A 23,064-nucleotide genomic window follows, 5' to 3' on the forward strand; every position below is an offset into this window, starting at 1 on the left:
GTGGGCACCCCGATGCCGTGCGTCCCCTGGGTTTGCGCCAGGATGTCGTGAACGCATAAGCATCTGGAGGGGAACCCAGAAATGAGTCACAACCAGCCGGGCCCGTACGGCGGGCAGCCCCAGCAGCCCGGACCGTACGGCCAGCCCGGTCCGTACGGCCAGCAGCCCCAGGCGCCCCAGCCCGGCTACGGCTACCCCCAGCAGGCCCCTCCGGCCCAGCCCCAGCCCGGTTACGGCTACCCGCAGCAGCCCCCGCAGGGCGTCCCGCCCCAGCAGCCGTACGGCCAGCAGCCCCCGTACGGTCAGCAGCCGCCGTACGGCCAGGCCCCGTACGGGATGCCGCAGCCGCCGGCGCCGGGTGGTGGCAACAAGAAGACCGGCCTGATCATCGGCGCGGTGGCCGTCGTGGCCGCGATCGGCGTCGGGGCCTACTTCGTGTTCGGCAGCAGCGGTGGCGGCGCGGGCAACCTCGAGGACGACGGGGCGCACAAGCTGGCGACGCCGCAGAAGCTGCTCAGCGACTACACGCGAATCGGCAACGAGGGGGCGTCCAGCAGCGGCTCGGCGTCGGAGCTGGAGAAGAGCGGCATCAAGAACGGCACCGACGTGACCGGCGCCTACTCGACCGCGGACCTCTCGAGTTACGACCCCAGCGACCCGAACAGCACCACGCCCGATCTGGGCGCGTTGGCGAAGGCCAAGAACATCTATTTCGCGGGCGCCTACGGCGAGATCGCCGACCCGGAGAAGGCTCTGGACGCGTTCTTCGCGTCCTTCAAGAAGTCCGCCGAGGAGGACTCCTCCGGCAGCAGCAGCGCCCCGAAGACCGAACTGGTCGGCGAGCCCGAGTCCGCCGACCTCGACGGCGCGGTCATGAAGTGCCAGTCGACCAAGGGCCAGAACCTGATGACCAAGCAGGAGCAGACCAACTGGTTCTGCGCCTGGGCCGACTACAGCACCATCGCCCTGGTGTCGCCGACCGACGCCACGACGGGCATCACCAAGGACGTGGCCATCGACGTCACCACGAAGGTGCGCGCGGAGGTCCGGGTCAAGGCCTGACGCCCGGCTCATCGACTGCGAAGGGGCCCCGGTCGGTCGACCGGGGCCCCTTCGTATGTGGCTGTGCTGCGGCTAGGCCGTCTTCTGCTCGCCCGGCCCGCGTCCCCGCGCATCCCGCGGAATCAGCGTCGGGTTCACGTTCGAGTGAACGACGTCCGCCGTGATGACGACCCGGGCGACGTCCTTGCGGGACGGCACCTCGTACATCACCGACATCAGGACCTCCTCCATGATGGCGCGCAGGCCGCGCGCGCCGGTCTGGCGGAGGATGGCCTGGTCGGCGATGGCCTCCAGGGCCTCGCGCTCGAAGTCGAGTTCCACGCCGTCGAGTTCGAAGAGGCGCTGGTACTGCTTCACCAGCGCGTTGCGCGGCTCGACGAGGATCTGGAGCAGGGCCTCGCGGTCGAGGTTGTGGACCGAGGTGATGACGGGGAGGCGGCCGATGAACTCGGGGATCATGCCGAACTTGACCAGGTCCTCGGGCATGACGTCCTCGAACTGGTCCTTGGCCTCCAGCTCGCGCTTGGAGCGGATCGTCGCGCCGAAGCCGATGCCCTTGGCGCCGGCCCGGGACTCGATGATCTTCTCAAGGCCGGAGAACGCGCCGCCCACGATGAACAGGACGTTCGTCGTGTCGATCTGGATGAACTCCTGGTGCGGGTGCTTGCGGCCGCCCTGGGGCGGGACCGAGGCGGTCGTGCCCTCCAGGATCTTCAGCAGGGCCTGCTGGACACCCTCACCGCTGACGTCCCGCGTGATCGACGGATTTTCACTCTTCCGCGCGACCTTGTCGATCTCGTCGATGTAGATGATCCCGGTCTCGGCCTTCTTGACGTCGTAGTCGGCCGCCTGGATCAGCTTCAGCAGGATGTTCTCGACGTCCTCGCCGACGTACCCGGCCTCCGTCAGGGCCGTCGCGTCGGCGATGGCGAACGGGACGTTCAGCATCCGGGCCAGGGTCTGGGCGAGCAGCGTCTTGCCGGAGCCCGTGGGGCCCAGCAGCAGGATGTTGGACTTCGCCAACTCGATGGCGTCCTCGCGGCTTTGACCGCCGCCGTTCTCGCCGGCCTGGACGCGCTTGTAGTGGTTGTAGACGGCGACGGAGAGGGCCTTCTTCGCCGCCTCCTGGCCGACCACGTACCCCTCGAGGAACTCGTAGATCTCGCGCGGCTTGGGCAGTTCCTCCCAGCGGACCTCACTGGTCTCCGCGAGCTCTTCCTCGATGATCTCGTTGCAGAGATCGATGCACTCGTCGCAGATGTACACACCAGGGCCTGCGATGAGCTTCTTGACCTGCTTCTGGCTCTTGCCGCAGAACGAGCACTTGAGCAGATCGCCGCCGTCACCGATGCGTGCCACGGTGTGCTTCCCCTTCGCCGTGGAGACGACTGGACGTTTTCGAATCCAGCGGCTCCTGGTGCTGCCTTATGTCCGACGGTACCTTGCCTGGCCCCCCGTTCGGGCCCCCCTTGGCGCGGTTCACTTTGACGTGCACCGTCCCAAACCGTGCCAAGGGGCAGCAGACACTACCGGGTCCGCGTCAGCGAACGTCGGCGTTGTTCATCTTCCGGGTGGAGATGATCTGGTCGATCAGCCCGTACGACAGCGCGTCCTCGGCCGTGAGGATCTTGTCGCGCTCGATGTCCTCGCGGATCTTCTCGATCGGCGTGGTGGAGTGCTTGGCCAGCATCTCCTCCAGCTGCGAGCGCATCCGGAGGATCTCGTTGGCGGCGATCTCCAGGTCGGAGACCTGACCGCGGCCCGTCTCGCTGTACGGCTGGTGGATCAGCACACGGGCGTTCGGCAGCGCCATGCGCTTGCCGGGCGTGCCGGCGGCCAGCAGGACGGCGGCGGCGGAGGCCGCCTGGCCCATGCAGACCGTCTGGATGTCCGGCTTCACGAACTGCATCGTGTCGTAGATGGCCGTGAGCGCGGTGAAGGAGCCGCCCGGGCTGTTGATGTAGACCGAGATGTCGCGGTCGGGGTCCATCGACTCCAGGCACAGCAGCTGCGCCATGACGTCGTTGGCCGAGGCGTCGTCGATCTGCACGCCGAGGAAGATCACGCGCTCCTCGAAGAGCTTCGCGTACGGGTCGTACTCGCGGATGCCCTGCGAGGTGCGCTCGACGAAGCGCGGGATGACGTACCGGGACTCGGCCACGGGGCCCGCGTACTCGGCGCGCGTGCGGTCGTACAGGCCGTTGCCGGGGAAGTCGTTCACTATCTGTCTCCTAGGGGCTGAGGCGGTCGGCTGGGGGCTGTCCTGGGGCCTCAGGCCCCGGTGCCGCCGCCACCAGGCATACCGGCGGCCGTTTCCATCACGTCGTCGATGAGGCCGTACTCCTTGGCCTCGTGGGCGTCGAACCAACGGTCGCGGTCCGAGTCCCGGGTGATCTGCTCGATCGTCTGACCGGTGTGCTGCGCGGTGAGCTCGGCCATGCGCTTCTTGGTGTGCAGCAGCCGCTCGGCGTGGATCTTGATGTCGGAGGCCGAGCCGGCCAGGCCCGCGGAGGGCTGGTGGATCAGGATCTCGGCGTTCGGCAGCGCGAAGCGCTTGCCGGGGGTACCCGCGCTGAGCAGGAACTGGCCCATCGAAGCGGCGAGGCCCATGGCGATGGTCACCACGTCGTTCTTGATGTACTGCATGGTGTCGTAGATCGCCATGCCGGCCGTGATCGAGCCGCCGGGGCTGTTGATGTAGAGGTAGATGTCCTTTTCCGGGTCAGCGGCAAGGAGCAGCAGCTGCGCGGTGATCTTGTTCGCGATGTCGTCGTCGACCGGCTGGCCGAGGAAGATGATCCGCTCGTTGAGCAGCCGGTTGTAGACCTGGTCGCCGAGGCCACCACCGATGGAAGGCTCGCCGGCGGCGGAGGGCATCAGATTCGTCACGTATCCACCTGCTCGTCTTACGACGGCGCCGGGCCGTCTTACGTCTTCTGCGGGCAACGGGGGCTCCCCTGCCCTCATATTCATGGACCCTAACGCGCAGGCCGGGCAGTGCCATCCCGGTTCCGTGAGTGTTCGCCGGGGGCGTAGCGCGGTGTGCTCCGCCGGTACGACAGAAGGGCCCCGGGGACGGTGCATCCCCAGGGCCCTTCCTACGAGCTACAAGGCGCCGTGGGCTCAGCCCTCGGTCTTCTCCTCGGCGGCCTCGTCGGCGGTGCCCTCGGCGGCCTCCACCGTCTCCGTGGCCTGCTCGACCTCGTCCTCGTCGTCCAGGTCGACGACCTCGCCGTTGGTGTCCTTGACCGTGGCCTTCTCGACCACGACGGCCAGGGCCTTACCGCGGGCGACCTCGCCGACCAGGAGCGGAACCTGACCGCCCTCGACGACCGCCTGGGCGAACTGGTCGGGGGACATGCCGGAGGAGGCGGCGCGGCGCATGAGGTGCTCGGTGAGCTCCTCCTGGTTGACGTTCAGCTTCTCCTGCTTGACGAGCTCGTCGAGGACGAACTGCGTCTTGATGCCCTTGACCGCGGCTTCCTTGGTCTCGGCGTCGAACTCCTCGACCGTCTTGCCCTGGATCTCGAGGTACTTCTCGAGGTCGAGGCCCATCTGGCCGAGCTGGTGGTGCTCGAGGTTGTGCTTACGGGTGTTGATCTCGTCCTCGAGCAGCTTCTCGGGGACGGGCACCTCGACCAGCTCCAGCAGCTTCTCCAGGACGCGCTCCTGGGCCTGCGTGGCCTGGTCGTACTGCTTCATGTTCTCGAGGCGCTTGCGGCTGTCGGCCTTGAGCTCATCGAGGGTGTCGAACTCGGAGGCGAGCTGCGCGAACTCGTCGTCCAGCTCGGGCAGTTCGCGCGCGGCGACCTGGGTGACCTTGACGGTGACCTCGGCCTCCTTGCCGGCCGCCGAGCCGCCCTTGAGCTCGGAGGTGAAGGTGGTCTCGCCACCGGCCTCCAGGCCCTTCACGGCGTCGTCGATGCCGTCCAGCAGCTCGCCGGAGCCGATGGTGTAGGAGACACCCTCGGCGACGCCGTCCTCCAGGACCTCGCCCTCGACCTTGGCCTGCAGGTCGAGGGTGACGACGTCGCCGTCCTCGGCGGCACGCTCGACCGGGGAGGTCGACGCGAAGCGCTCGCGCAGCTGCTCGACCGACTTCTCGACGTCCTCATCGGTGACCTCGACGGCGTCGACCTCGACCTCGATGCCGGAGTAGTCCGGGATCTCGATGGTCGGGCGGACGTCGACCTCGGCGGTGAAGTTCAGCGTCTCGCCGTCCTTCAGCTCGGTGATGTCGACCTCGGGCTGGCCCAGGACGTTGAGCTCGGCCTCGTTGACCGCCTCGGTGTAGAACTTCGGAAGCGCGTCGTTGACCGCCTCCTCCAGGACCGCACCGCGGCCGAACCGCTGGTCGATGACGCGGGCCGGGATCTTGCCCTTGCGGAAGCCCTTCACCGTGACCTGCTGGTTGATCTTCTTGTACGCCGCGTCGAGGCTGTCCTTGAGCTCCTCGAAGGGCACCTCGACAGTGAGCCGAACCCGGGTCGGGTTCAGGGTCTCCACGGCGCTCTTCACGGTTCGGTCTCCTTGTGGCTGACTTCTTGGGTTCTGCCGGAGCCAGACTGGTCCGGCGGATTCGCCGCCCGGAGGACTTCGTGACTTCGTTACGGAGAGACACACGGGCGTGCAGCTTGCATAGTAACGGCAGCGGGGACACGCCCCAAAGGCGATCAAGGGACGCGATCACCCGAGGTCGTCGCGCGTGTGGCCGGTGTGGACCGGTCGTGGTCGGGGTGGCGGGATTTGAACCCACGGCCTTCCGCTCCCAAAGCGGACGCGCTACCAAGCTGCGCCACACCCCGTGCTGGTGCGACACGTAGGGTACATGCCCGCAGGCAGTGGGGCCGCCGCATTTCTCCGGCACCGGCCGACGGGCGGCGCGCGTGGCAATCGGGTGTGCGTCGAGGGGGCGTGACCCGCTACGATGCCTGCAGTGCCGCGGTCACCTGACCTGCGGCGCGTCCTGTGCGGGCGTAGCTCAATGGTAGAGCCCTAGTCTTCCAAACTAGCTACGCGGGTTCGATTCCCGTCGCCCGCTCTGTACGGCTCAGGGCCAGGTCAGAGGGTTAGTCCCCGACCTGGCCCTGATCGTTTTGCAGGGGGCCGTCGGCCGCCGGGATTCACAGGGTGCGTACGTCCACGGTGTAGACCGAGCGGATGCCGTACGGGATGTACAGGGCGTCGCCGACCAGGACGAGGGGGGCGCCGGTGGTGCCGGTGAAGTCGAGGAGGCCGCTGTCGTCGCGGCCCGGGCTGGTCGCGACGACCGTGCCGGTGCGCCGGTCGATGGCGGCGAGGCGGCCGCTGGGGGACGCCAGGTACAGGCGGGTGGCGGACGCGGTGGGGGCGCCCGACTTCTCCACCGTGGAGTCGGTCTTCCAGAGCTGGCGTCCCGTGCTCGGGTCGACCGCGCGGACGCTGCCGCCGGGGAGGGTGAAGTACAGGGTGCCGCCCAGGAGGTAGACGGTCGATTCCTCGGGCTGGGCCGGTGCGAGCCGTACGGTCGTCAGGACGTGTGACCTGGCGTTGATCAGGGTCACTGTGCGGTGGTCGCCGAGCGCGCTCACCAGCACGAGGCGTCCGTCCGCCTGTCCGGCGATGTCCTGATCGCCCTTCGCCTTGACGGTCCAGTCGGGCCGTCCGGTGGTCGGGTCGAGTTGCGTGACGCTCGTGCTGGTGATTTCGGTGCCGGTGAAGTGCGCGCAGACCAGATACGCCTGCCGGTCAGCGCTGCGCAGCAGGCAGGGCTGCTCCTCCGGGCTGGGCAGGGGGCGCTTCCAGCGGACCTTGCCGTCGTCGGCGCCGAGCAGGGCGTAGTACTTCGAGTCGTTGCCGTAGGTGGTGATGATGCCGGCGGGTACGGCGACGGAGGCGCCCCGTTCGCTGCTCGGCTCCGTGGCCGCGTCGCCGTCGCCGGTGACCCTCTTCCAGATCACCTTGCCGGTCTCGGCGTCGAGGGCCTGGACCGTGTAGCTGGTACGGGACAGCCCTTCGTCGCCGATGGGCCGGTCGTCGGCGCCGTAGACGTACACCCGGCCGCTGCGGGCGGTGATGATCGTGCCCGCGGAGCTGCCGCCGAGGTCGTCCGCCGTCTCGTCGATGGGCCGGGCCCAGGTGTTGCGGCCGTCGGCGAGGGCGAAGCGGGTCGCCATGACGTCGTCGCCGGCGCAGACCAGGGACCTGCCGGTGGCGGCGCAGCGATTGAAGGGGTTGCTGGCGCCCACCGGCTCCTTGTCGACGCTCGGGTCCTTCGACATCTTGCGCCAGTTCTGCCAGCCGGTCGGCAGGTTGCCCGGGGCGGGGTCGTCACCGCCTGTGACGGCGACCGTGGTCGCGGTGACGGCGGTGAGGAGGGCGGCGCCCAGTGCGGTGGCCAGCCACAGGCGCCTGCGGCGCTTGGGCCGTCGTACGGGACGGGTCTCCTCGGCCGCGGGCGTCGGCTCCGGCCTCGGCTCGGGGACGTGGCCGTCGCGCAGCAGCGTCAGCAACTCGTCCGGTGTCGGGCGGGACTTGGGGTGCTTTTCCAGACAGAGGCGGATGAAGGGGAGCAACTCGGGCGGAACGTTGTCGAGTTCCGGGGCGCCGTCGACGACGCGTACGGCCGTCTCGTAGGGGCTCGGGCTGTCGAAGGGGCCGCGGCCGGTGGCGGCGTACGCGACGACCGAGCCGAGGGAGAAGACGTCGGCGGCCGGGCCCACGTCCTGGGGGGAGGAGAACTGTTCCGGGGACATGTAGGGCGGGGTGCCCATCACGCGGCCGGTCTGGGTGAGAACGTCCTGGGCCGCGAACTCGGCGGCGCGGGAGATGCCGAAGTCGATGACGCGGGGGCCGTCCTCGGCGAGCATGACATTGGCCGGTTTCAGATCACGGTGGACCATGCCGGCGCGATGGATGTCACGCAGGGCCTCGGCGAGGCCGGCGGCGAGTTCGCGCAACTTCGGCAGCGGCAGGGGGCCGTGGCTGCGGACGTGACTGCCGAGGTCCTCGCCCGCGATGTAGAGCGTGGCCATCCAGGGGCGCGGCGCGTCGGCGTCCGCGTCCACGACGGGGGCCGTGAAGGCGCCGCTGACCTGGCGGGCGGCGGCCACCTCGCGGCGGAACCGGGTGCGGAACTCGTCGTCGTCGGCGTACTGCGCGTGCACGACCTTGAGGGCGAGGCGACGACCGGAGGCGGAGCGCGCCAAATAGACCACGCCCATGCCACCGGAGCCGAGGCGGTCCTCGATCCGGTAGCCGCCCACCTCCACCGGGTCCGACTCGCGCAGCGCCATCCCGTACGTTCCCCCGTTCCGTACCGTTCGACGATCTCGAACGAGGGTATCCGTACCCTTCCGGGCCGCCCCACGGACCCTAGAACTGGATGGAGTTGATCGTCTCGGCTATCGAGTTGAGGAACCGCTGGATGTCGTCGGCCATGCCTGTAGAGGCGAGGAAGAAGCCGAACAGCACGGCGACGACGGCGGGGCCGGCCTTCAGGGATCCGCCACGGATCAACACCACCAAGATGATCGCCAACAGCAACACCACTGACAGCGAAATGGCCACAACAGATCACACCCTCGGTCGGTCCGCTCTCCCGGCCCGGGGATGCACCCCGCGCACCCCCGCCAGAACCATCGTGCCACCAACCGGGCCCCGCTATGCGGCACGTGACGTTTCGTTCGCCACACCTGTGCTGGATCTGTGCGGGCCCTCCGCCCCCACCGACCTCTCACGTCGTGCCCGTTCAGCATTTCCTGGGGACACCCGCGCAGGGAATTCGACGGGATCGTTTCCATCGACACACAACGTGTTCGCCGGCATTTCGAATTCTGCGCACTCTGATCATTCCACCGGTGTCAGCTCCTGCACATATGCACCCCTTAGTCCGGATGAATCCAGACAAGACGGGCGTCCAACAGGTGTCCGGCAGGTGCATGTTCGTCGTACACCCGTGGTCGAGCGCAATAACCAGGAATGACCTGGCGGGTTTTACGAAATCACACAGACAACGCTAGGGTGCCTCAGATGTTCCACGCTGCCTCGTCCCCCGCATGCGCAGCAAGGTCCTGGATCGTCTCCCCCGGATTCCGGCGGGAGGGTCTGTGACGGACTCGCTGCGACCGCACGGCCACAACAGAGCGCCACTCCCCCCGGCACAGTCGCCGGTGGACGGAGTGCCGAGTCCGCGCTCGCCGCAGAACCAGCAGAGCAAGAAGGCTCAGGCGACCGACAGACCAGCGTCCAGCGGTGCCAAGCAGCGCGACGCGTTCTTCGACAACGCCAAGTACCTGGCGATCGTGCTCGTCGCCATAGGCCACGCCTGGGAGCCGATCAAGGGTGACAGCCGGATCCTGGAGGGCGTGTACACCGTCGTGTACACCTTCCACATGCCGGCGTTCATCATCATCTCCGGCTTCTTCTCGCGCAGCTTCGACGCCAGCCCGAACCGGCTGAAGCGCCTGATCACCGGCGTCGCCGTGCCGTACATCGTCTTCGAGACGGCCTATCCGCTCTTCAAGCGCTGGATCGACGAGGACCCGGGCCAGGACATCAGCCTCCTGGACCCCTGGTACCTGACGTGGTTCCTGTGCGCGCTGTTCATCTGGCGGATGACCACTCCCATCTGGAAGATGGTGCGCTGGCCGCTGCCGATCGCGCTCGGCCTCGCCATGGCGGCGACGGTCACCCCGGAGATCGGCGACGACCTGGACCTGCAGCGGGTGCTGCAGTTCCTGCCGTACTTCGTGCTCGGCCTGATCATGAAGCCCGAGCACTTCCACATGGTGCGCACGCGTACGGTGCGGATCCTGTCCGTGCCGGTGTTCGCGGTCGCGCTGGCCTTCGGCTGGTGGGCGGTGCCGCGTATGAACACGGCGTGGTTCTACCACCGTGACGCCGCGCAGGAGCTGCACGCGCCGTGGTGGAGCGGGCCGGTCATGGTGCTGGCGATGTTCGGCTGCTCGCTGCTGCTGACGGCCTGCTTCTTCGCCTGGGTGCCGCGCCGCCACATGTGGTTCACGGCGCTCGGTGCGGGGACGCTGTACGGCTATCTGCTGCACGGCTTCGTCGTGAAGGCCGGGGACTACCAGGGCTGGTTCGACCACGCCTGGCTGCAGCGCCCGCTCGGCGAGATCTTCGTCACCGTCTGCGCGGCCATCGGGGTCACGCTGCTGTGCACCAAGCCTGTGCAGCGGGTGTTCCGGTTCGCGATGGAGCCCAAGATGGAGTGGGCGTTCAAGCGGGACGCGGCGGAGCTGGCCCGTGAGCGCGAGAAGCGCGAGGGGGCGGCCAAGCGGGAGAAGGTCAACGCCTGAGCTGACTCGGAGCGTTCCCCTCGCGGGGCATCACTCGCCGAACGGACCGACCAGACCGAGAAGTGCGCGCATCCGTGCGTACTTCTCGGTCAGTCGTTTGCGGGTGCTTTCGTCGAGGACCGCGAGGCGTGCCGGGTTCGCGTTGTGCGCCAGGTCCGCCTCCTTCACCAGTAGTGCGCCCTCGGTGGCGAGGATGCGTGCGGCGTAGGTCTCGGGTGGCTCGCCGGGGCGCTTGGTGAGGGCCAGCACGATGTCCTTGGTGCGGCGGCTGAGCGCGGCTTCTTCGAGCCACTGTTCGGTCAGTGCGGCGTCCTCCACGGCGTCGTGCAGCCAGGCTGCGGCGATCTGGGCGTCGTCGCCGCCGCGGGCGTGTACGCCTTCGGCTACGGCCTGGAGGTGTTCGGTGTATGGCCGTCCGGCCTTGTCCGTCTGGGCGGCGTGGGCGGCTCGGGCGATGGCCTCCACGGCTGTGAGGGACAGTGGGGTTCGGTCTGTTTCGGTCACCCGTCCAGTGTCTCGCCCCCGCCGCCCCTACCCGTCCCGTCCTTGAAGGGGCTGCCGCCCCTTCGACCCCGCTCCTGGGGGCTGCCGCCCCCAGACCCCCGCTTCGGCCCTGAAGGGGCCTCGTCCTCAAACGCCGGACGGGCTGGAATGCCTGGGCCGACGCTGAGAAGTGACCGTCAGCACCGCCAGGCACAGCCCCCAGCGGGTGGGTGGGGGATCGGGATGGTGCGTCCTCAGCCTCGAACGCCGGACGGGCTGAAATGCCTGGACCGGCGCTGAGAAGTGACCGTCAGCACCGCCAGGCACAGCCCCCAGCGGGTGGGTGGGGGATCGGGATGGTGCGTCCTCAGCCTCGAACGCCGGACGGGCTGAAATGCCGGGCCGGCGTCCAGAAGCGCAGGCCCGGACGGGCTGGAGGATGCCGGCGGGTGGGTGATGGCTGCACGTGGCCTGTGTCGGGTCGGGTCAGCGGGTTGTTGTCGTTGTCGTTGGGCCCTCGCGGCAGATCAGTAGGAGGGCTCTGTCGTCGTTGACGTCTCTCGCTACCGCTTCGATGAGGTGCCAGGCGGCTCCGTGGAAGCCGCCGGCGACGTAGCGGTCGGCCTCGCCGGTGAGGCGGTCGATGCCCTCGACGATGTCGCGGTCGGACGTTTCGACCAGGCCGTCCGTGAAGAGCATCAGCACGTCGCCGGGGCGGAGCGTGCCCTTCACGGGGTCGAACTGGGCGCCGTCGTATACGCCGAGGAGGGGGCCCTCTGCTGCCTTCTCCTCCCAGCGGCCGCTGCCCGCGCTCAGCTGCAGGCCCGGCGGGTGGCCCGCCGAGTAGAGCTCGTAGTCGCCCGAGTCCAGGTCCAGGACCAGGTGGATCGAGGTGGCGAAGCCCTCGTCCCAGTCCTGGCGGAGCAGGTAGCCGTTGGCCGCCGGCAGGAACGCGTGCGGGGGCAGGCTGCCCAGGAGGCCGCCGAACGCGCCCGACAACAGCAACGCCCGGGAGCCCGCGTCCATGCCCTTGCCGGAGACGTCCGTGAGGACGACCTCCAGGGTGCGGCCGCCGTTGGTGCGGGCCGCCACCACGAAGTCGCCGGAGAAGGACTGGCCGCCCGCCGGGCGCAGCGCCATCTCGCGATGCCAGCCGTGCGGCAGGCTCGGCAGCTTGCTCTGGACGCGGATGCGTTCGCGCAGGTCGAAGAGCATCGTGCCGCCGCGCCGCCACGGCACGCCCACCCTGCTGCGGAACTGCGCGATGAGCAGGCCGAAGAAGCCGCAGGCGGCTACGACGAGGACCACGCCCGGGGTGACGCGGGACGGGCCCTCCGTGTACGGGCCGAGCTGCACCGACTCCACGATCAGGGCCGTGGCCGCCGCCGCGTACAGGCCCAGCAGGCTCGCCGGGCGCAGCAGCAGGCCGCCCGCCACGATGGGGAGGACCAGCGCGGCCGGGGAGAACCACACCGGGTTGGCCATCGTCACGGCACAGATCAGGGGGACTGTGAGGAGCAGGCCGGCGAGTGCGATCCAGTCCGAGCCGTCGCCGCGGAAGTAGTCCACCGCGCTTCTGCGCACGCCGACGCGGACCCGGTGCCACCACATCTTCAACCGGGCCGTGAACGTCTCGGCCGCCGTGCGCCGCTCTCGTCCTGCTGCCATTAGTTCGGGACCCTATCCATCGGACCAGCTGCTTGGCACGGGAGGTCCCACTTGTCCCCCGTCCGAGGTTCAACTTCACAGTGAACTTCACGGAAAGCCGTCCCGCCGCCGCCAACGAGAAATTCCCTCGCTCGTCCCGCAATGCCCTGGTAGGCATGGTTCATGGCGAATGACAGTGCGAGCCACCCCGGGTACTCCGGGTACTCCGGGTACTCCGGGCACTCCGGGCCTCCCGAGCTGCGGGTGCTGCGGCAGGGGGAGTGGGACATCTGGTACGACACTCTGATCCGCGCCTTCGGCGGGGTTCCGGAGTCGTCCGAGGAGCGGGAGTTGTGGGACTCGCTCACCGAGTTCGACCGTTCCATCGGCGCCTGGGACGGGGACGCCTGTGTGGGCACGGCGGGCACGTTCAGCTTCCGGCTGACCGTGCCGGGCGGCGCCTCGGTGCCCGCGGCCGGCGTCACGATGGTCAGCGTCGCCGCCACGCACCGCCGGCGCGGTGTCCTGACGTCGATGATGCGGCGGCAGCTGGACGATGTGCGTGAATGGGGCCGGCCGCTGGCCCTGCTGACCGCCTCCGAGCCGGAGATCTACGGCCGGTTCGGGTACGGCGTCGGCACCTTCCATGTGAACGCCGAGATCGACACGACCCGCGTCCGGCTGTCCGTGCCGCCCGGCACCGATGACGTACGTCTGCGGTACGCCGTACCGGCCGACGTCCTCGACGCATGCGAGGCGGTGTACGCGCGCAAGGTGTCCGGCCGGCCGGGGATGCTCGCGCGGCTGCCCGGCTGGGAGCGGCTCGGGCTGCTCGACCCGGAGAGCGAGCGGAGCGGCGGGTCGCCGTTGCAGTGCGTGGTCGCGGAACGGGACGGGGAGGTCGTCGGGTACGCGCGCTTCCACGTCAAGCCGGAGTGGGACGCCAGTGGGCCCAAGGGTGCTGTGCGTCTGCGGGACGTACAGGGCCTCGACCCGGCGGCGGAGGCCGCGCTGTGGCGGTTCCTGTTCGGCATCGACCTGACGTCCACGGTGAAGGCGTACGGGCGGCCGATGGACGAGGCGTGGCTGCACCAGGTGTCCGACATCCGGCGGTGTGCGCTCCGGGTGCGGGACTCGTTGCACGTACGGCTGGTGGACGTCGGGGCGGCGCTTCAGGCGCGGACGTATCAGGCGCCGGTGGACGTGGTGTTCGAGGTCGAGGACGCCTTCTGCCCCTGGAACGCGGGGCGTTGGCGGCTGTCCGGGGACGCCAAGGGCGCGTCGTGCGAGCGTACGACGGACGCGGCGGATCTGGCTTTGTCCGTACGGGAGTTGGGCGCGGCCTATCTCGGGGGCGTGAGCCTGGGTGCGCTGGGTGCGGCGGGGCGGGTGCGGGAGCTGCGGCAGGGGGCGCTGGCGGAGGCGTCGGTGGGGTTTGCTTCGGCTGTGGCGCCGTGGTTGCCGCATGGGTTCTGATGCGCGCCGCGGGTCGGACGGCCGGTCTGAGAGGTCGGCCGACCCTGCCTACGGTGTCTGGCAGTTCGGGCACCAGAAGAGGTTGCGGGCGGCGAGGTCGGCGGTGCGGATCTCGCCGTCGCAGATGTGGCAGGGCAGGTTCCCCCGGCGGTAGACGTAGACCTCGCCGCCGTGGTCGTCGACGCGCGGTGGGCGGCCCATCGCGTCCGGGGTGTGCTCCGGGCGGACCGTGTCGATGCGGTTGTTGCGTACGCCCTCGCGCATGAGGTCGACGAGGTCTGTCCAGATGGCGTCCCACTGGGTGGGGGTGATGTCCTTGCCCGCACGGTAGGGGTCGATGCCGTGCCGGAAGAGGACCTCTGCGCGGTAGACGTTTCCTACGCCCGCGATGACCTTCTGGTCCATGAGCAGGGCGGCGATGGTCGTACGGCTGCGGGAGATCCGTCGGTATGCCTGGTGCGGGTCTGCGTCCTCGCGGAGGGGGTCGGGGCCGAGGCGGTCGTGTATCGCCTGCTTCTCGGGGTGCGTGATCAGGGCGCAGGTGGTGGGGCCGCGGAGGTCGACGTATGCGGTGTTGTTCGCGAGGCGGAGGCGGACGGTGTCGGTGGGTGGGGGTGCGGGGGTGTCGCCGAAGTTGACCTTGCCGAAGAGGCCGAGGTGGATGTGGATCCAGTCGGTGGCTCGGAAGCCCAGGAAGAGGTGTTTGCCGTGGGCTTCGGTGTGGGTGAGTTCTGCGCCGGTGAGGAGTTGTGCGGCGGCTGAGAACTTGCCCTGGGGGCTGGTGACGTGGGGGGTTGTGCCGAGGAATGCGGCGGCGTAGTCCTGGGCCAGCCGGTGGATGGTGTGGCCCTCGGGCACGGTGACTCCTTCTTTGTCTGAGGGTGGGTGGGGGTGGGCGGCAGGGTTTCGCCCCCGCCGCCCCTACCCTTCCCGTCCTTGAAGGGGCTCCGCCCCCTGGACCCCCATCGGCCTGAACGGCCTCGTCCTCAAACGCCGGACGGGCTGAAATGCACGGACCGGCGCTGGGAAGTGGTCGCGACGTGGAGCCCCCAGCCGGGTGGGTGGGGGCTTGGGGTGGAGGTTTCTTCGGGCGTTACTGCTGGGGGTGGTGCGGGGGGATGGGGGGCAGGTCGCCCGTCGTTTCGTAGTCCGCCAGCATGTTGATGCGGCGGGTGTGGCGCTCGTCACCCGAGTAGGGGGTGCTGAGGAAGGTCTCCACGAACTTCGTCGCCTCGTCCTGCGTATGCATGCGCGCACCCACCGCGACGACGTTCGCGTTGTTGTGCTGGCGGCCCAGCGACGCCGTCTCCTCGCTCCAGGCCAACGCCGCGCGGACGCCCTTCACCTTGTTCGCGGCGATCTGCTCGCCGTTGCCCGAGCCGCCGATCACGATGCCGAGGGAGTCGGGGTCCGCGGCCGTCTTCTCCGCCGCGCGGAGGCAGAAGGGCGGGTAGTCGTCCTGGGCGTCGTAGATGTGGGGGCCGCAGTCGACCGGGTCGTGGCCCGCCGCCCTGAGCCACTCGACGAGGTGGTTCTTGAGTTCGAAGCCCGCATGGTCGGAGCCGAGATACACGCGCATGGAACGAGTGTGACACGGCTGTTTCGGGGCAGCAGCGTCGGGTGTCGACCGGGTTAATTGTGACGCATGCCATGGAAGCTCAAGGGAACCTCAAGTAACAATCACGAATCAAAGGTTCCCGAATCTGTTCTCCTCGGATTCACTGGTCCGACTCGTACGCCGCTCCACTACCGCTCGTACGAGAACCGCTCCCCACGGCTCAAAGGAAATCCGTTCCATGACTTCGCAGCCGACTCAGAAGACGGCCGGACCGGCCGCCGGCGGCCACGGCCTACAGGCCGGACTCAAGAACCGCCATCTGTCCATGATCGCCATCGGTGGCGTCATCGGCGCCGGACTGTTCGTTGGGTCCAGCTCCGGTATCGCCACCGCCGGCCCCGGCATTCTCCTGTCCTACGCCCTCGTCGGCACGCTCGTGGTGCTGGTGATGCGGATGCTCGGTGAGATGTCCGCCGCCAACCCGACGTCCGGGTCGTTCTCCGCCCACGCCGACCGGGCGCTCGGGCCCTGGGCCGGTTTCTCCATCGGCTGGCTGTACTGGTTCTTCTGGGTGGTCGTGCTGGCGGTCGAGGCGACCGCCGGTGCGGAGATCCTCGAGGGCTGGATCCCGTCCGTCCCGCAGTGGGGCTGGGCGCTGATAGTGATGGTGGTGCTGACCGCCACCAACCTCGTCTCCGTCGGGTCGTACGGCGAGTTCGAGTTCTGGTTCGCGGGCATCAAGGTCGTCGCGATCGCCGCGTTCATCGTCGTCGGCGGACTGGCCGTGTTCGGGCTGCTGCCGGGCGTCGACAGCGACCAGGCCGGGCTGGCGAATCTGACCGACCACGGCGGCTTCCTGCCCCACGGCGCCGGCGCCATCCTCACCGGTGTGCTGCTCGTCGTCTTCTCCTTCATGGGCAGTGAGATCGCCACCCTCGCCGCCGGTGAGTCCGAGAACCCGCAGCGTGCCGTCACCAAGGCCACCAACAGCATCATCTGGCGGGTCGCCGTCTTCTACCTCGGCTCGATCTTCGTCGTGGTGGCCCTGCTGCCCTGGGACAGCAAGGCCATCGCCGACAAGGGCAGTTACGTCGCCGCGCTGGACTCGCTCGGCATCGCGCACGCCGGTCAGATCATGAACTTCATCGTGCTGACCTCGGTGCTGTCCTGTCTCAACTCCGGCCTCTACACCGCCTCCCGCATGGCCTTCTCGCTCGGCCAGCGCGGGGACGCGCCGAAGGCCTTCGCCCGCACGACCGGCAACGGCGTGCCGCGCACCGCGATCCTCGTGTCCGTCGTGTTCGGCTTCGTGGCGGTGTTCTTCAACTACAAGTTCCCGGACTCCGTCTTCCTCTTCCTGGTCAACTCCTCCGGTGCGGTCGCGCTGTTCGTCTGGCTGGTGATCTGCTTCTCGCAGCTGCGCATGCGGAAGATCATCCAGGCCGAGGCGCCGGAGAAGCTGGTCGTGAAGATGTGGCTGTACCCGTATCTGACCTGGGCGACGGCCGCGCTGATCGTGTTCGTGCTCGGCTACATGCTGACCGACACCGAGCACGACGGGCGCACGACCGTGCTGCTGTCGCTGCTGGTGGCGGCGGTCGTGCTGGTCATCGCCTTCGTGAAGGAGAAGGTCGGCTTCGGGCGCGCGGCGGGTGCCGGGGCGGCTGCCTCGGATACGGCGCGCGACGAGGTCAAGACTGGCTGAATACGGCTCCGTGGCTGAGAGTCTCGTGGACTGATCGCCATAGTCGTTCCTGGCCGTCCTGGTCTGGTGGGCCCTGAGGTGCGTGCTTACGCCCCTCAGGGCCCGACCCATGTTCCGGCCCGAGTTCGGCGCCCATGTGCTGTCACAGCACTGTGAAGCTGTCCCTCACCTTCTCGTAGGTGCTGAGAGCCTGTGCCTCGATGTCCGGCTGGTACCACGTGTTGATCTGGTACGACTTGCCGTCCACGGTGAAGCCCAGCAGCTGGGCGTGCCAGGGGTCGCCCTGGAGGGTGAAGGTGTACTCCCAGACGACCGCCGGGTGCCCGCGGAACGTCGTCCGCTCCAGGCGGATCTTGCGGTACTGGCCCTGCTGGGCGTTCTCCTCCGACTTGGTCCAGGAGTCCATCAAGTCGTCGCGGGCCAGGGACGACTTGGCGGCGAGTTCCTGTTTGGCGTCCGGTGAGGTGTAGTGCACCTCCGAACCCGTCTTGACGTCCCGCCGCCAGCCCTCGGGCGGCACCCACGCGAACCCGCCCGCCTCCCGGCGCGCTCCGGGCGGCAGGCTCTGCGGTCTCGATGTGCCCTCGACCGTGGAGGACGGGGTGCCGCCCGGGGAAGACGCGGCCGTGGATGGTGGTGATGGTGAGGATCCGGCCTGACTGTCCTTCGGCGAACCGGAGTTGGTCGCCAGGACGACCGCCACGACAGCGCCCGCTGCGACGATTCCGACGGCGGCGACGATCGGGCTACGGCGCCGCCCGCGCCGGGGTTCGGCCGGCACCGCGGGGCCGGGGAGCTCGCCGGGCGGCATGGCGCTGTGAGAGTGGGAACCGGCGGGCACGGGGCCTGGTCCGGGGGCCGGGGCCGGCCGCCGCTCGGTCACCGCTTCCGAGCGCGCCAGGGAGACGCCGGCGCGGCGGGGTACGGCGCCGCGGGAGTTGCTGGTCGGGGTTGCCGAGCGCGGCTCCGAACGGGGCTCGGAGGCGAGTTCGGTGGAGGAGTTGGGGGGTCGGTGGGGCTCGCCGGCCGGGGTGCGGTGGATCTCGGGCGCGGGAGTGGGAGTGGGAGTGGGCGCGGTGTCTCGCCGGGTGCCAGGGGTGGTGTTTCGTACGTCCTCGGTTCGTACGTCCTCGCTTTGTACTTCCTCGCTTTGTACGTCCTCGGTCGGAGCTGGAGGCTGTGGCGGTATCGCGTCGCGTATGTCGTCCGGCTGCCGGGGATCTGGTCGGGCCGGGACGCGGGAGGCCTCCAGAAAGGCGGGGGTGGGCGGCAGCATCGGCTCAGGCCCATGGGGAGGTGATGGAGCGGGTTCAGGCGCAGGGTCACGGGCGGGCTCGGGCTCGGACTCGGACTCGGACTCGGACGCCGAACCAGTCACACTCCCCGCAGGCACCGCAGGCACCGCAGACCCCGCACCCAAGCGCCCAGGGCCAGCCGCACTCCCCGCCTCCCCCAGCTCACCCGTCACCGGTGTGGACTCACCGCCCCCACCGCCCCGCTCTCCGACCTCCTCCCAGGGCACCCCTCCCCCGACCACCGGCATCGTCGGCGTAGGCACCGGGAACGCCACCGGCTGCAGTGCCGTCTCCAGGTCGTCCAGGCCGGGGCGGATCGACGGGTCCTTCTCCAGCAGGGCGGCGAGGATGGCCCGCAACGGGCCTGCTGTCGGGGGGAGTTCGGGCTCCTCGTACAGGACCGCGTGCAGGGTTGCGAGGGTCGTGTCCCGGGAGAACGGGGAGCGGCCGGCGAGGGCCGCGCTCAAGGTGGCGCCCAGGGACCAGATGTCGGACGGGGGGCCCTGGGGGCGGCCGGAGATCCGTTCGGGGGCCATGTAGTCGGGGGAGCCGACCAGCATGCCGACCATGGTGAGGGCCTTCGCGTCCTGGATCGCCGCGATGCCGAAGTCGGTCAGGACCACCCGGCCCCGCCCGCTCACCACTTCCGACTCCACCAGGACGTTGCCTGGCTTGATGTCCCGGTGGAGCACACCTCGGGCGTGGACCTGGCGCAGTGCCGCCACCAGGCCCAGGCCGATCCGGGCCGCCTCGCACGGGCCCAGTGGGCCCTCCTCGGCCATGATGCGTTCCAGGGAGCGGCCGGCCACCAACTCCATGACGATCCACAGGCGTTCGCCTTCGTCGACCACGTCGTAGACCCGTACGACATTGGGGTGGTCGATCCGCGCCGTCGCCCTCGCCTCGCGCAGGGTGCGTTCACGGCGCGTGCGTGTGTCCTCCGGGTCGAGGCCGTCGATGCGCATCTCCTTCACGGCGACCAGGCGATCGAGTATTTCGTCGACCGCTCGCCACACGCGCCCCATTCCCCCCTGGCCGATACTCTCGACCAGGCGATAGCGCCCCGTCACCAGTAAACCGGGAAGCCCACCGCTCCTCGTATTTCCCGCGCTTCCCGCGTTTCCCGCATATCCCGCGTCACCCGCATTACCCGGCAATCCGCTGCACCCCCTCTGCCGCGCCTCAGACATCCCCGACTGAAACACAATGGTCACACTTCATGCGGTAACAGCATAGTGCGGAGAAATCTTGTGGTAGCTCTTCAAGTACTGCGAATTCAGGCGCAGGCAAGGGGGACGAACATGAGTTCTCGTCGCACGACGGCCATCGCGGGATCGCTGGTCGCGACATCATTCTCGGCAGTGATGATCCTTTCCTTCACTGCCAGCGCGGACGACCAGGGCCCCGGAAGCAACAAGGGGGGAAAGGTCATCGACGAGGCACCGGCAGGGGTCAAGCTAACCACTCTGCTGCCCGAAAAAATCTCGGTGGACAACAGTTCGCAAGAGACCGACATCACCGCCACGGTGAAGAACGAAGGGACCGAGGACAGCGGAAAGATCAGGCTTTTGGTCGTCGGATTCGACGGCCTGACGGTCAAGAATGTCGAGGGCTGTTCAGCGATCGAGAAGAGCGGTCTTCCCGAAGGCTCGAACAGCGGTTTCAACTGCGCCATCGACAATCTCCCGGCCGGTGAGTCGAAGTCGTACGCCGTCGACGCGACGTACGACCTGAGCAAGGCCGGGAAGATCTGCCTTCCCGTCCAGACCAGTGACGGCAAGAAGACGTACTGGCAGCAGGGCCCGGTGCCGTTCGGTACGACGAACCCGTCGCCCGACGCCCCGGCCACCCCGCTGCTCCTCGGCACCGACAACAAGCCGGTCGCACCGGGCGCCGACGAACTGCCCAAGACCGGACTCGGCCGTGACGTCCTGCCGTTGGGCGCGGCCGGCACGACGCTGATCGCGGCGGGAGCGGCCGGTCTGTGGTGGTCGCAGCGCCGGCCGCGGCGATCGCAGGAGGGCTGACACGCAAAAGAGGCTCGCCGGGCTGACGTCGCAGCGCGACCCGGCGAGCCTCTTGTGCAGGAACTACGGCGCAGGAACTACAGCGCGGGAACTACAGCGCAGGAATTCAGGAACTGCGGCACAGGAACTACTGCGTCAGCGGTTGAGCAGCTTCCAGGCGGTGGGCAGCGCGCCCATCGCCAGGGCCGCCTTCAGGGCGTCGCCGATCAGGAACGGGGTGAGGCCGAGCGCGATCGCGGTGGACGCCGACATGTCGCGGGCCAGAGCCAGGTAGGGCACGCCGATGGCGTAGATGATCGCCTCGCCCAGCAGCATCGCGCCCGCCGTGCGCAGCGCGGTGCGGTCGGCGCCGCGGCGGGCCAGGGCGCCGACGACGGTGGACGCCAGGATCATGCCGAGGATGTAGCCGAAGGACGGGGCCGCGGCGCCGGAGGTGCCGTCGGCGAACCACGGCACGCCCGCGATGCCCGCCAGCGCGTAGAGCGCGAGGGAGAGGAAGCCGCGGCCGGCGCCGAGGGCCGTGCCGACCAGCAGCACCGCGAGGGTCTGGCCGGTCACCGGCACCGGGGAGCCCGGCACGGGCACGGAGATCTGGGCCGCGAGGCCGGTGAGTGCGGCGCCACCGAGGACGAGGGCTGCATCCCGGACGCGGGAGGCCGGGAGCAGGTCGGCGAGGACCTCTCCAGTGCGGGCGGGGGCGACGGCAGCGGTGCTCATGGGGACTCCGCGGGTGAGTGGGCAGGTTGGGACTCCGTGACGCTAACCCGGGGAGCACACGCCACTCTCCGTCGGCGCTCGACAAAGGGTGGAGCGACGGCTTGGTGGGCTCTGCACAAAGCGTGCCGGTTACACCGGGTACGGCGTGACACCGGTCACGGAGGCAGGGACGTTTCGCTCACTTCACGGGCTGTCGGCCGGACTGTTGGATCTCACCAAACGAATCCTAGTGGTCTGGTCGGATTCACCTTTTCTGCCCTACCCTTCGAGCCATGGTCGCCCAGTCCCGGAACTTCTCGTCGCGTCGCCATGTCGACCTGCGACGTGTGGGCGCGGCCGCCTGTCGCCACCGGCGGTGAGTCGCGCTCCGGTACGACTCGCCCGCTTCAGACGGCGCAGTGTCGGACCGGCTCCCGAGGAAGTTCCCCATGCCCCGTACCGCGGCACCCACCCTTTCGTCCCCCTCATCTCCCTCATCTCCTTCGTCTCCGATCCCCCGTGTCGCCGACCGCGACCGGCGCCGGACCAGCGCCAGCGTCATCCTGCGGTCCGTCCTTGAGCACGGGCCGGTCGCGCGCAGCACCATCGCCCGGCTGACCGGGCTGTCGCCGGCCTCGGTGACCGACTACTGCGCCCGCTTCACCCAACTCGGGCTCATCCGCGAGGCCGCCGCACCCCGGCAGTCCGGAGGTGTGGGGCGGCCACATGTGCCTGTCGACCTGGACGATTCGCGGTTCGTGGTGGGCGGCGTACATGTGGCGGTGCCCTACACCACGGTGGCACTGCTCGATCTGCGCGGACGGGTCGTCGCCGAGCGGGAGTTGAAGCACTCGGGGGCCACGGATCCGTACGGTCCGTACGGTGTCCTGGCCCGGGCCGCCGAGGGGCTGGCCGCTCTGCTGGACGAGGTGCCGGGCAGTCGGCCGCTCGGCGTCGGGTTCGCCGCGGGCGGCTGGGTGGACCGGGACTCCGGGACCGTAGTCGAGCACCCACTGCTGGGCTGGAGCGAGGTGCCGGTGCGGGATGTGCTCGGCGCACACACCGGGCTGCCGGTCCATGTGGACGGGCACGCGCGGGCGTTGGTGAACGCGGAGCGGCTGTTCGGGCGGGCGCGCGGCAGCCGGAGCGTGCTGCATCTGTTCGTCGGCAACGTGGTCGACGCGGCGTTCGCGACCAACGACGAGGTGCACCACGGCCCCCGCTCCCAGGCCGGATCCATCGCCCATCTGCCGGTGCCGGGCGGTACGGAGACCTGCGACTGCGGGCGGGTCGGCTGCCTCCAGGTCGAGCTCAGCGAGCGGACGCTGTGCCGGCGGGCGCGGGACGCGGGCGTCATCGAGGGGGTGAACCCCCTGCATGTGGTTGCGGCCGCGGCTACCGGCGACCGAGAGGCCGTACGGCTGCTGGTGGAGCGGGCGGGTGCCGTCGGGCGGGCGGCGCGGCTGCTGCTGGACGTGCTCAACCCGGAGACGGTCGTGGTGACCGAGATGGGGGTCGTGCACCGGGAGGACTGCCTCGCCGCGTTGCGCGCGGGGGTCGGGGACGATCGCGCGGCGGCCGTCGTGCCGACGAGTTTCCCGCATTCCGTGCTCGCCGTGGCCGGTGGTTCGGTGGCGCTCGACGTGCTCTACCGGGATCCGCTGGCCGCGTCACCTGAGGCTATTTAATTCAGAAACTCGGAATGTTGACAGGGGCCATCGATGGCCAGGAACATGCTGGTCATGAGCCTGTTCGTGAGCTGTCGCACTCTTTGTTGCTGACGCGTGTTGCTGACACGTTGCCGCGTGTGAAGCGC

18 protein-coding genes and 2 tRNA genes are annotated in these 23,064 nt (G+C 69.2%); 7 read left to right on the plus strand and 13 right to left on the minus strand.

Annotated elements, in window-relative coordinates:
• Positions 1-81: 81 nt before the first annotated feature.
• The gene (locus EHO50_RS04635; RefSeq protein WP_128428487.1) at positions 82-1,062 is read left to right on the plus strand and encodes a hypothetical protein; all 981 of its coding nucleotides are present in this window, start codon (positions 82-84) and stop codon (positions 1,060-1,062) included.
• A gap of 72 nt (positions 1,063-1,134) precedes the next feature.
• Here EHO50_RS04635 and clpX read toward each other — a convergent pair whose 3' ends face one another.
• From clpX to EHO50_RS04660, 5 genes are all read right to left on the minus strand, one after another.
• Entirely contained in the window at positions 1,135-2,421 is a 1,287-nt protein-coding gene (gene clpX / locus EHO50_RS04640) for an ATP-dependent Clp protease ATP-binding subunit ClpX (protein WP_093908449.1), read from the minus strand.
• A gap of 181 nt (positions 2,422-2,602) precedes the next feature.
• Complete coding sequence (locus EHO50_RS04645) at positions 2,603-3,283, minus strand: ATP-dependent Clp protease proteolytic subunit (protein WP_128428488.1); 681 nt, start codon at positions 3,281-3,283, stop codon at positions 2,603-2,605.
• A gap of 50 nt (positions 3,284-3,333) precedes the next feature.
• Positions 3,334-3,939 carry an ATP-dependent Clp protease proteolytic subunit gene (locus EHO50_RS04650; protein ID WP_128428974.1) on the minus strand — a complete coding sequence of 202 codons (606 nt, stop codon included), beginning with the start codon at positions 3,937-3,939 and terminating at the stop codon, positions 3,334-3,336.
• A gap of 246 nt (positions 3,940-4,185) precedes the next feature.
• Entirely contained in the window at positions 4,186-5,580 is a 1,395-nt protein-coding gene (gene tig, locus EHO50_RS04655) for a trigger factor (protein ID WP_128428489.1), read from the minus strand.
• 210 nt (positions 5,581-5,790) lie between these two features.
• Positions 5,791-5,867 (minus strand) — tRNA-Pro (locus tag EHO50_RS04660).
• 165 nt (positions 5,868-6,032) lie between these two features.
• Here EHO50_RS04660 and EHO50_RS04665 point away from each other — a divergent pair.
• Positions 6,033-6,103, plus strand: a tRNA-Gly gene (locus EHO50_RS04665).
• An 82-nt stretch (positions 6,104-6,185) separates the two neighbouring features.
• Here EHO50_RS04665 and EHO50_RS04670 read toward each other — a convergent pair.
• On the minus strand, positions 6,186-8,336 hold the full coding sequence (locus tag EHO50_RS04670; protein ID WP_128428490.1) for a protein kinase domain-containing protein: 2,151 nt from the start codon (positions 8,334-8,336) through the stop codon (positions 6,186-6,188).
• A gap of 79 nt (positions 8,337-8,415) precedes the next feature.
• The gene (locus EHO50_RS04675; protein ID WP_030044846.1) at positions 8,416-8,610 is read right to left on the minus strand and encodes a hypothetical protein; all 195 of its coding nucleotides are present in this window, start codon (positions 8,608-8,610) and stop codon (positions 8,416-8,418) included.
• A 539-nt stretch (positions 8,611-9,149) separates the two neighbouring features.
• Between EHO50_RS04675 and EHO50_RS04680 the strand changes: the two genes are divergently transcribed.
• Positions 9,150-10,361: an acyltransferase family protein gene (locus EHO50_RS04680; RefSeq protein ID WP_128428491.1), complete on the plus strand. Its 1,212-nt coding sequence runs from the start codon at positions 9,150-9,152 to the stop codon at positions 10,359-10,361.
• A 30-nt stretch (positions 10,362-10,391) separates the two neighbouring features.
• Here EHO50_RS04680 and EHO50_RS04685 read toward each other — a convergent pair whose 3' ends face one another.
• Complete coding sequence (locus tag EHO50_RS04685; protein ID WP_128428492.1) at positions 10,392-10,865, minus strand: HD domain-containing protein; 474 nt, start codon at positions 10,863-10,865, stop codon at positions 10,392-10,394.
• A 465-nt stretch (positions 10,866-11,330) separates the two neighbouring features.
• Positions 11,331-12,512, minus strand: a complete 1,182-nt coding sequence (locus tag EHO50_RS04690; RefSeq protein ID WP_128428493.1) for a PP2C family protein-serine/threonine phosphatase — start codon at positions 12,510-12,512, stop codon at positions 11,331-11,333.
• Positions 12,513-12,755: 243 nt separating this feature from the next.
• On the opposite strand from EHO50_RS04690, the gene EHO50_RS04695 reads away from it, so the two are divergent.
• Positions 12,756-13,967 (plus strand): GNAT family N-acetyltransferase, encoded by a 1,212-nt coding sequence (locus EHO50_RS04695; protein WP_246101049.1) that lies wholly within the window; start codon positions 12,756-12,758, stop codon positions 13,965-13,967.
• A gap of 48 nt (positions 13,968-14,015) precedes the next feature.
• Here EHO50_RS04695 and EHO50_RS04700 read toward each other — a convergent pair whose 3' ends face one another.
• Together EHO50_RS04700 and EHO50_RS04710 are read right to left on the minus strand one after the other, a co-directional pair.
• Positions 14,016-14,825 carry an Fpg/Nei family DNA glycosylase gene (locus EHO50_RS04700; RefSeq protein WP_128428495.1) on the minus strand — a complete coding sequence of 270 codons (810 nt, stop codon included), beginning with the start codon at positions 14,823-14,825 and terminating at the stop codon, positions 14,016-14,018.
• Between the two features lie 235 nt (positions 14,826-15,060).
• Complete coding sequence (locus tag EHO50_RS04710; RefSeq protein WP_164904747.1) at positions 15,061-15,546, minus strand: ribose-5-phosphate isomerase; 486 nt, start codon at positions 15,544-15,546, stop codon at positions 15,061-15,063.
• A 217-nt stretch (positions 15,547-15,763) separates the two neighbouring features.
• On the opposite strand from EHO50_RS04710, the gene EHO50_RS04715 reads away from it, so the two are divergent.
• A complete protein-coding gene (locus EHO50_RS04715; RefSeq protein ID WP_128428497.1) occupies positions 15,764-17,230 on the plus strand; it encodes an amino acid permease in 1,467 nt (488 codons plus the stop codon).
• A gap of 142 nt (positions 17,231-17,372) precedes the next feature.
• Here the strand turns inward: EHO50_RS04715 and EHO50_RS04720 are convergent, their stop codons facing one another.
• A complete protein-coding gene (locus EHO50_RS04720) occupies positions 17,373-19,550 on the minus strand; it encodes a serine/threonine-protein kinase (RefSeq protein ID WP_246101016.1) in 2,178 nt (725 codons plus the stop codon).
• 276 nt (positions 19,551-19,826) lie between these two features.
• Between EHO50_RS04720 and EHO50_RS04725 the strand changes: the two genes are divergently transcribed.
• A complete protein-coding gene (locus EHO50_RS04725; protein ID WP_128428499.1) occupies positions 19,827-20,552 on the plus strand; it encodes a hypothetical protein in 726 nt (241 codons plus the stop codon).
• A 135-nt stretch (positions 20,553-20,687) separates the two neighbouring features.
• Here EHO50_RS04725 and EHO50_RS04730 read toward each other — a convergent pair whose 3' ends face one another.
• Positions 20,688-21,269 carry a biotin transporter BioY gene (locus EHO50_RS04730; RefSeq protein ID WP_128428500.1) on the minus strand — a complete coding sequence of 194 codons (582 nt, stop codon included), beginning with the start codon at positions 21,267-21,269 and terminating at the stop codon, positions 20,688-20,690.
• Positions 21,270-21,697: 428 nt separating this feature from the next.
• Between EHO50_RS04730 and EHO50_RS04735 the strand changes: the two genes are divergently transcribed.
• A complete protein-coding gene (locus EHO50_RS04735) occupies positions 21,698-22,936 on the plus strand; it encodes an ROK family transcriptional regulator (RefSeq protein WP_128428501.1) in 1,239 nt (412 codons plus the stop codon).
• Positions 22,937-23,064 lie beyond the last annotated feature (128 nt).

The organism is Streptomyces cyaneus (assembly GCF_004028635.1).
GTDB lineage: Bacteria > Actinomycetota > Actinomycetes > Streptomycetales > Streptomycetaceae > Streptomyces > Streptomyces cyaneus.

Excerpts from the sequence above, each read along its gene's own strand:
- EHO50_RS04635 (WP_128428487.1), top strand. The coding sequence starts at position 82 with ATGAGTCACAACCAGCCGGGCCCGTACGGCGGGCAGCCCCAGCAGCCC.
- EHO50_RS04650 (WP_128428974.1), bottom strand. The coding sequence starts at position 3,939 with ATGCCCTCCGCCGCCGGCGAGCCTTCCATCGGTGGTGGCCTCGGCGAC.
- EHO50_RS04670 (WP_128428490.1), bottom strand. The coding sequence starts at position 8,336 with ATGGCGCTGCGCGAGTCGGACCCGGTGGAGGTGGGCGGCTACCGGATC.
- EHO50_RS04690 (WP_128428493.1), bottom strand. The coding sequence starts at position 12,512 with ATGGCAGCAGGACGAGAGCGGCGCACGGCGGCCGAGACGTTCACGGCC.
- EHO50_RS04710 (WP_164904747.1), bottom strand. The coding sequence starts at position 15,546 with ATGCGCGTGTATCTCGGCTCCGACCATGCGGGCTTCGAACTCAAGAAC.
- EHO50_RS04715 (WP_128428497.1), top strand. The coding sequence starts at position 15,764 with ATGACTTCGCAGCCGACTCAGAAGACGGCCGGACCGGCCGCCGGCGGC.
- EHO50_RS04720 (WP_246101016.1), bottom strand. The coding sequence starts at position 19,550 with ATGGGGCGCGTGTGGCGAGCGGTCGACGAAATACTCGATCGCCTGGTC.
- EHO50_RS04725 (WP_128428499.1), top strand. The coding sequence starts at position 19,827 with ATGAGTTCTCGTCGCACGACGGCCATCGCGGGATCGCTGGTCGCGACA.
- EHO50_RS04730 (WP_128428500.1), bottom strand. The coding sequence starts at position 21,269 with ATGAGCACCGCTGCCGTCGCCCCCGCCCGCACTGGAGAGGTCCTCGCC.
- EHO50_RS04735 (WP_128428501.1), top strand. The coding sequence starts at position 21,698 with ATGCCCCGTACCGCGGCACCCACCCTTTCGTCCCCCTCATCTCCCTCA.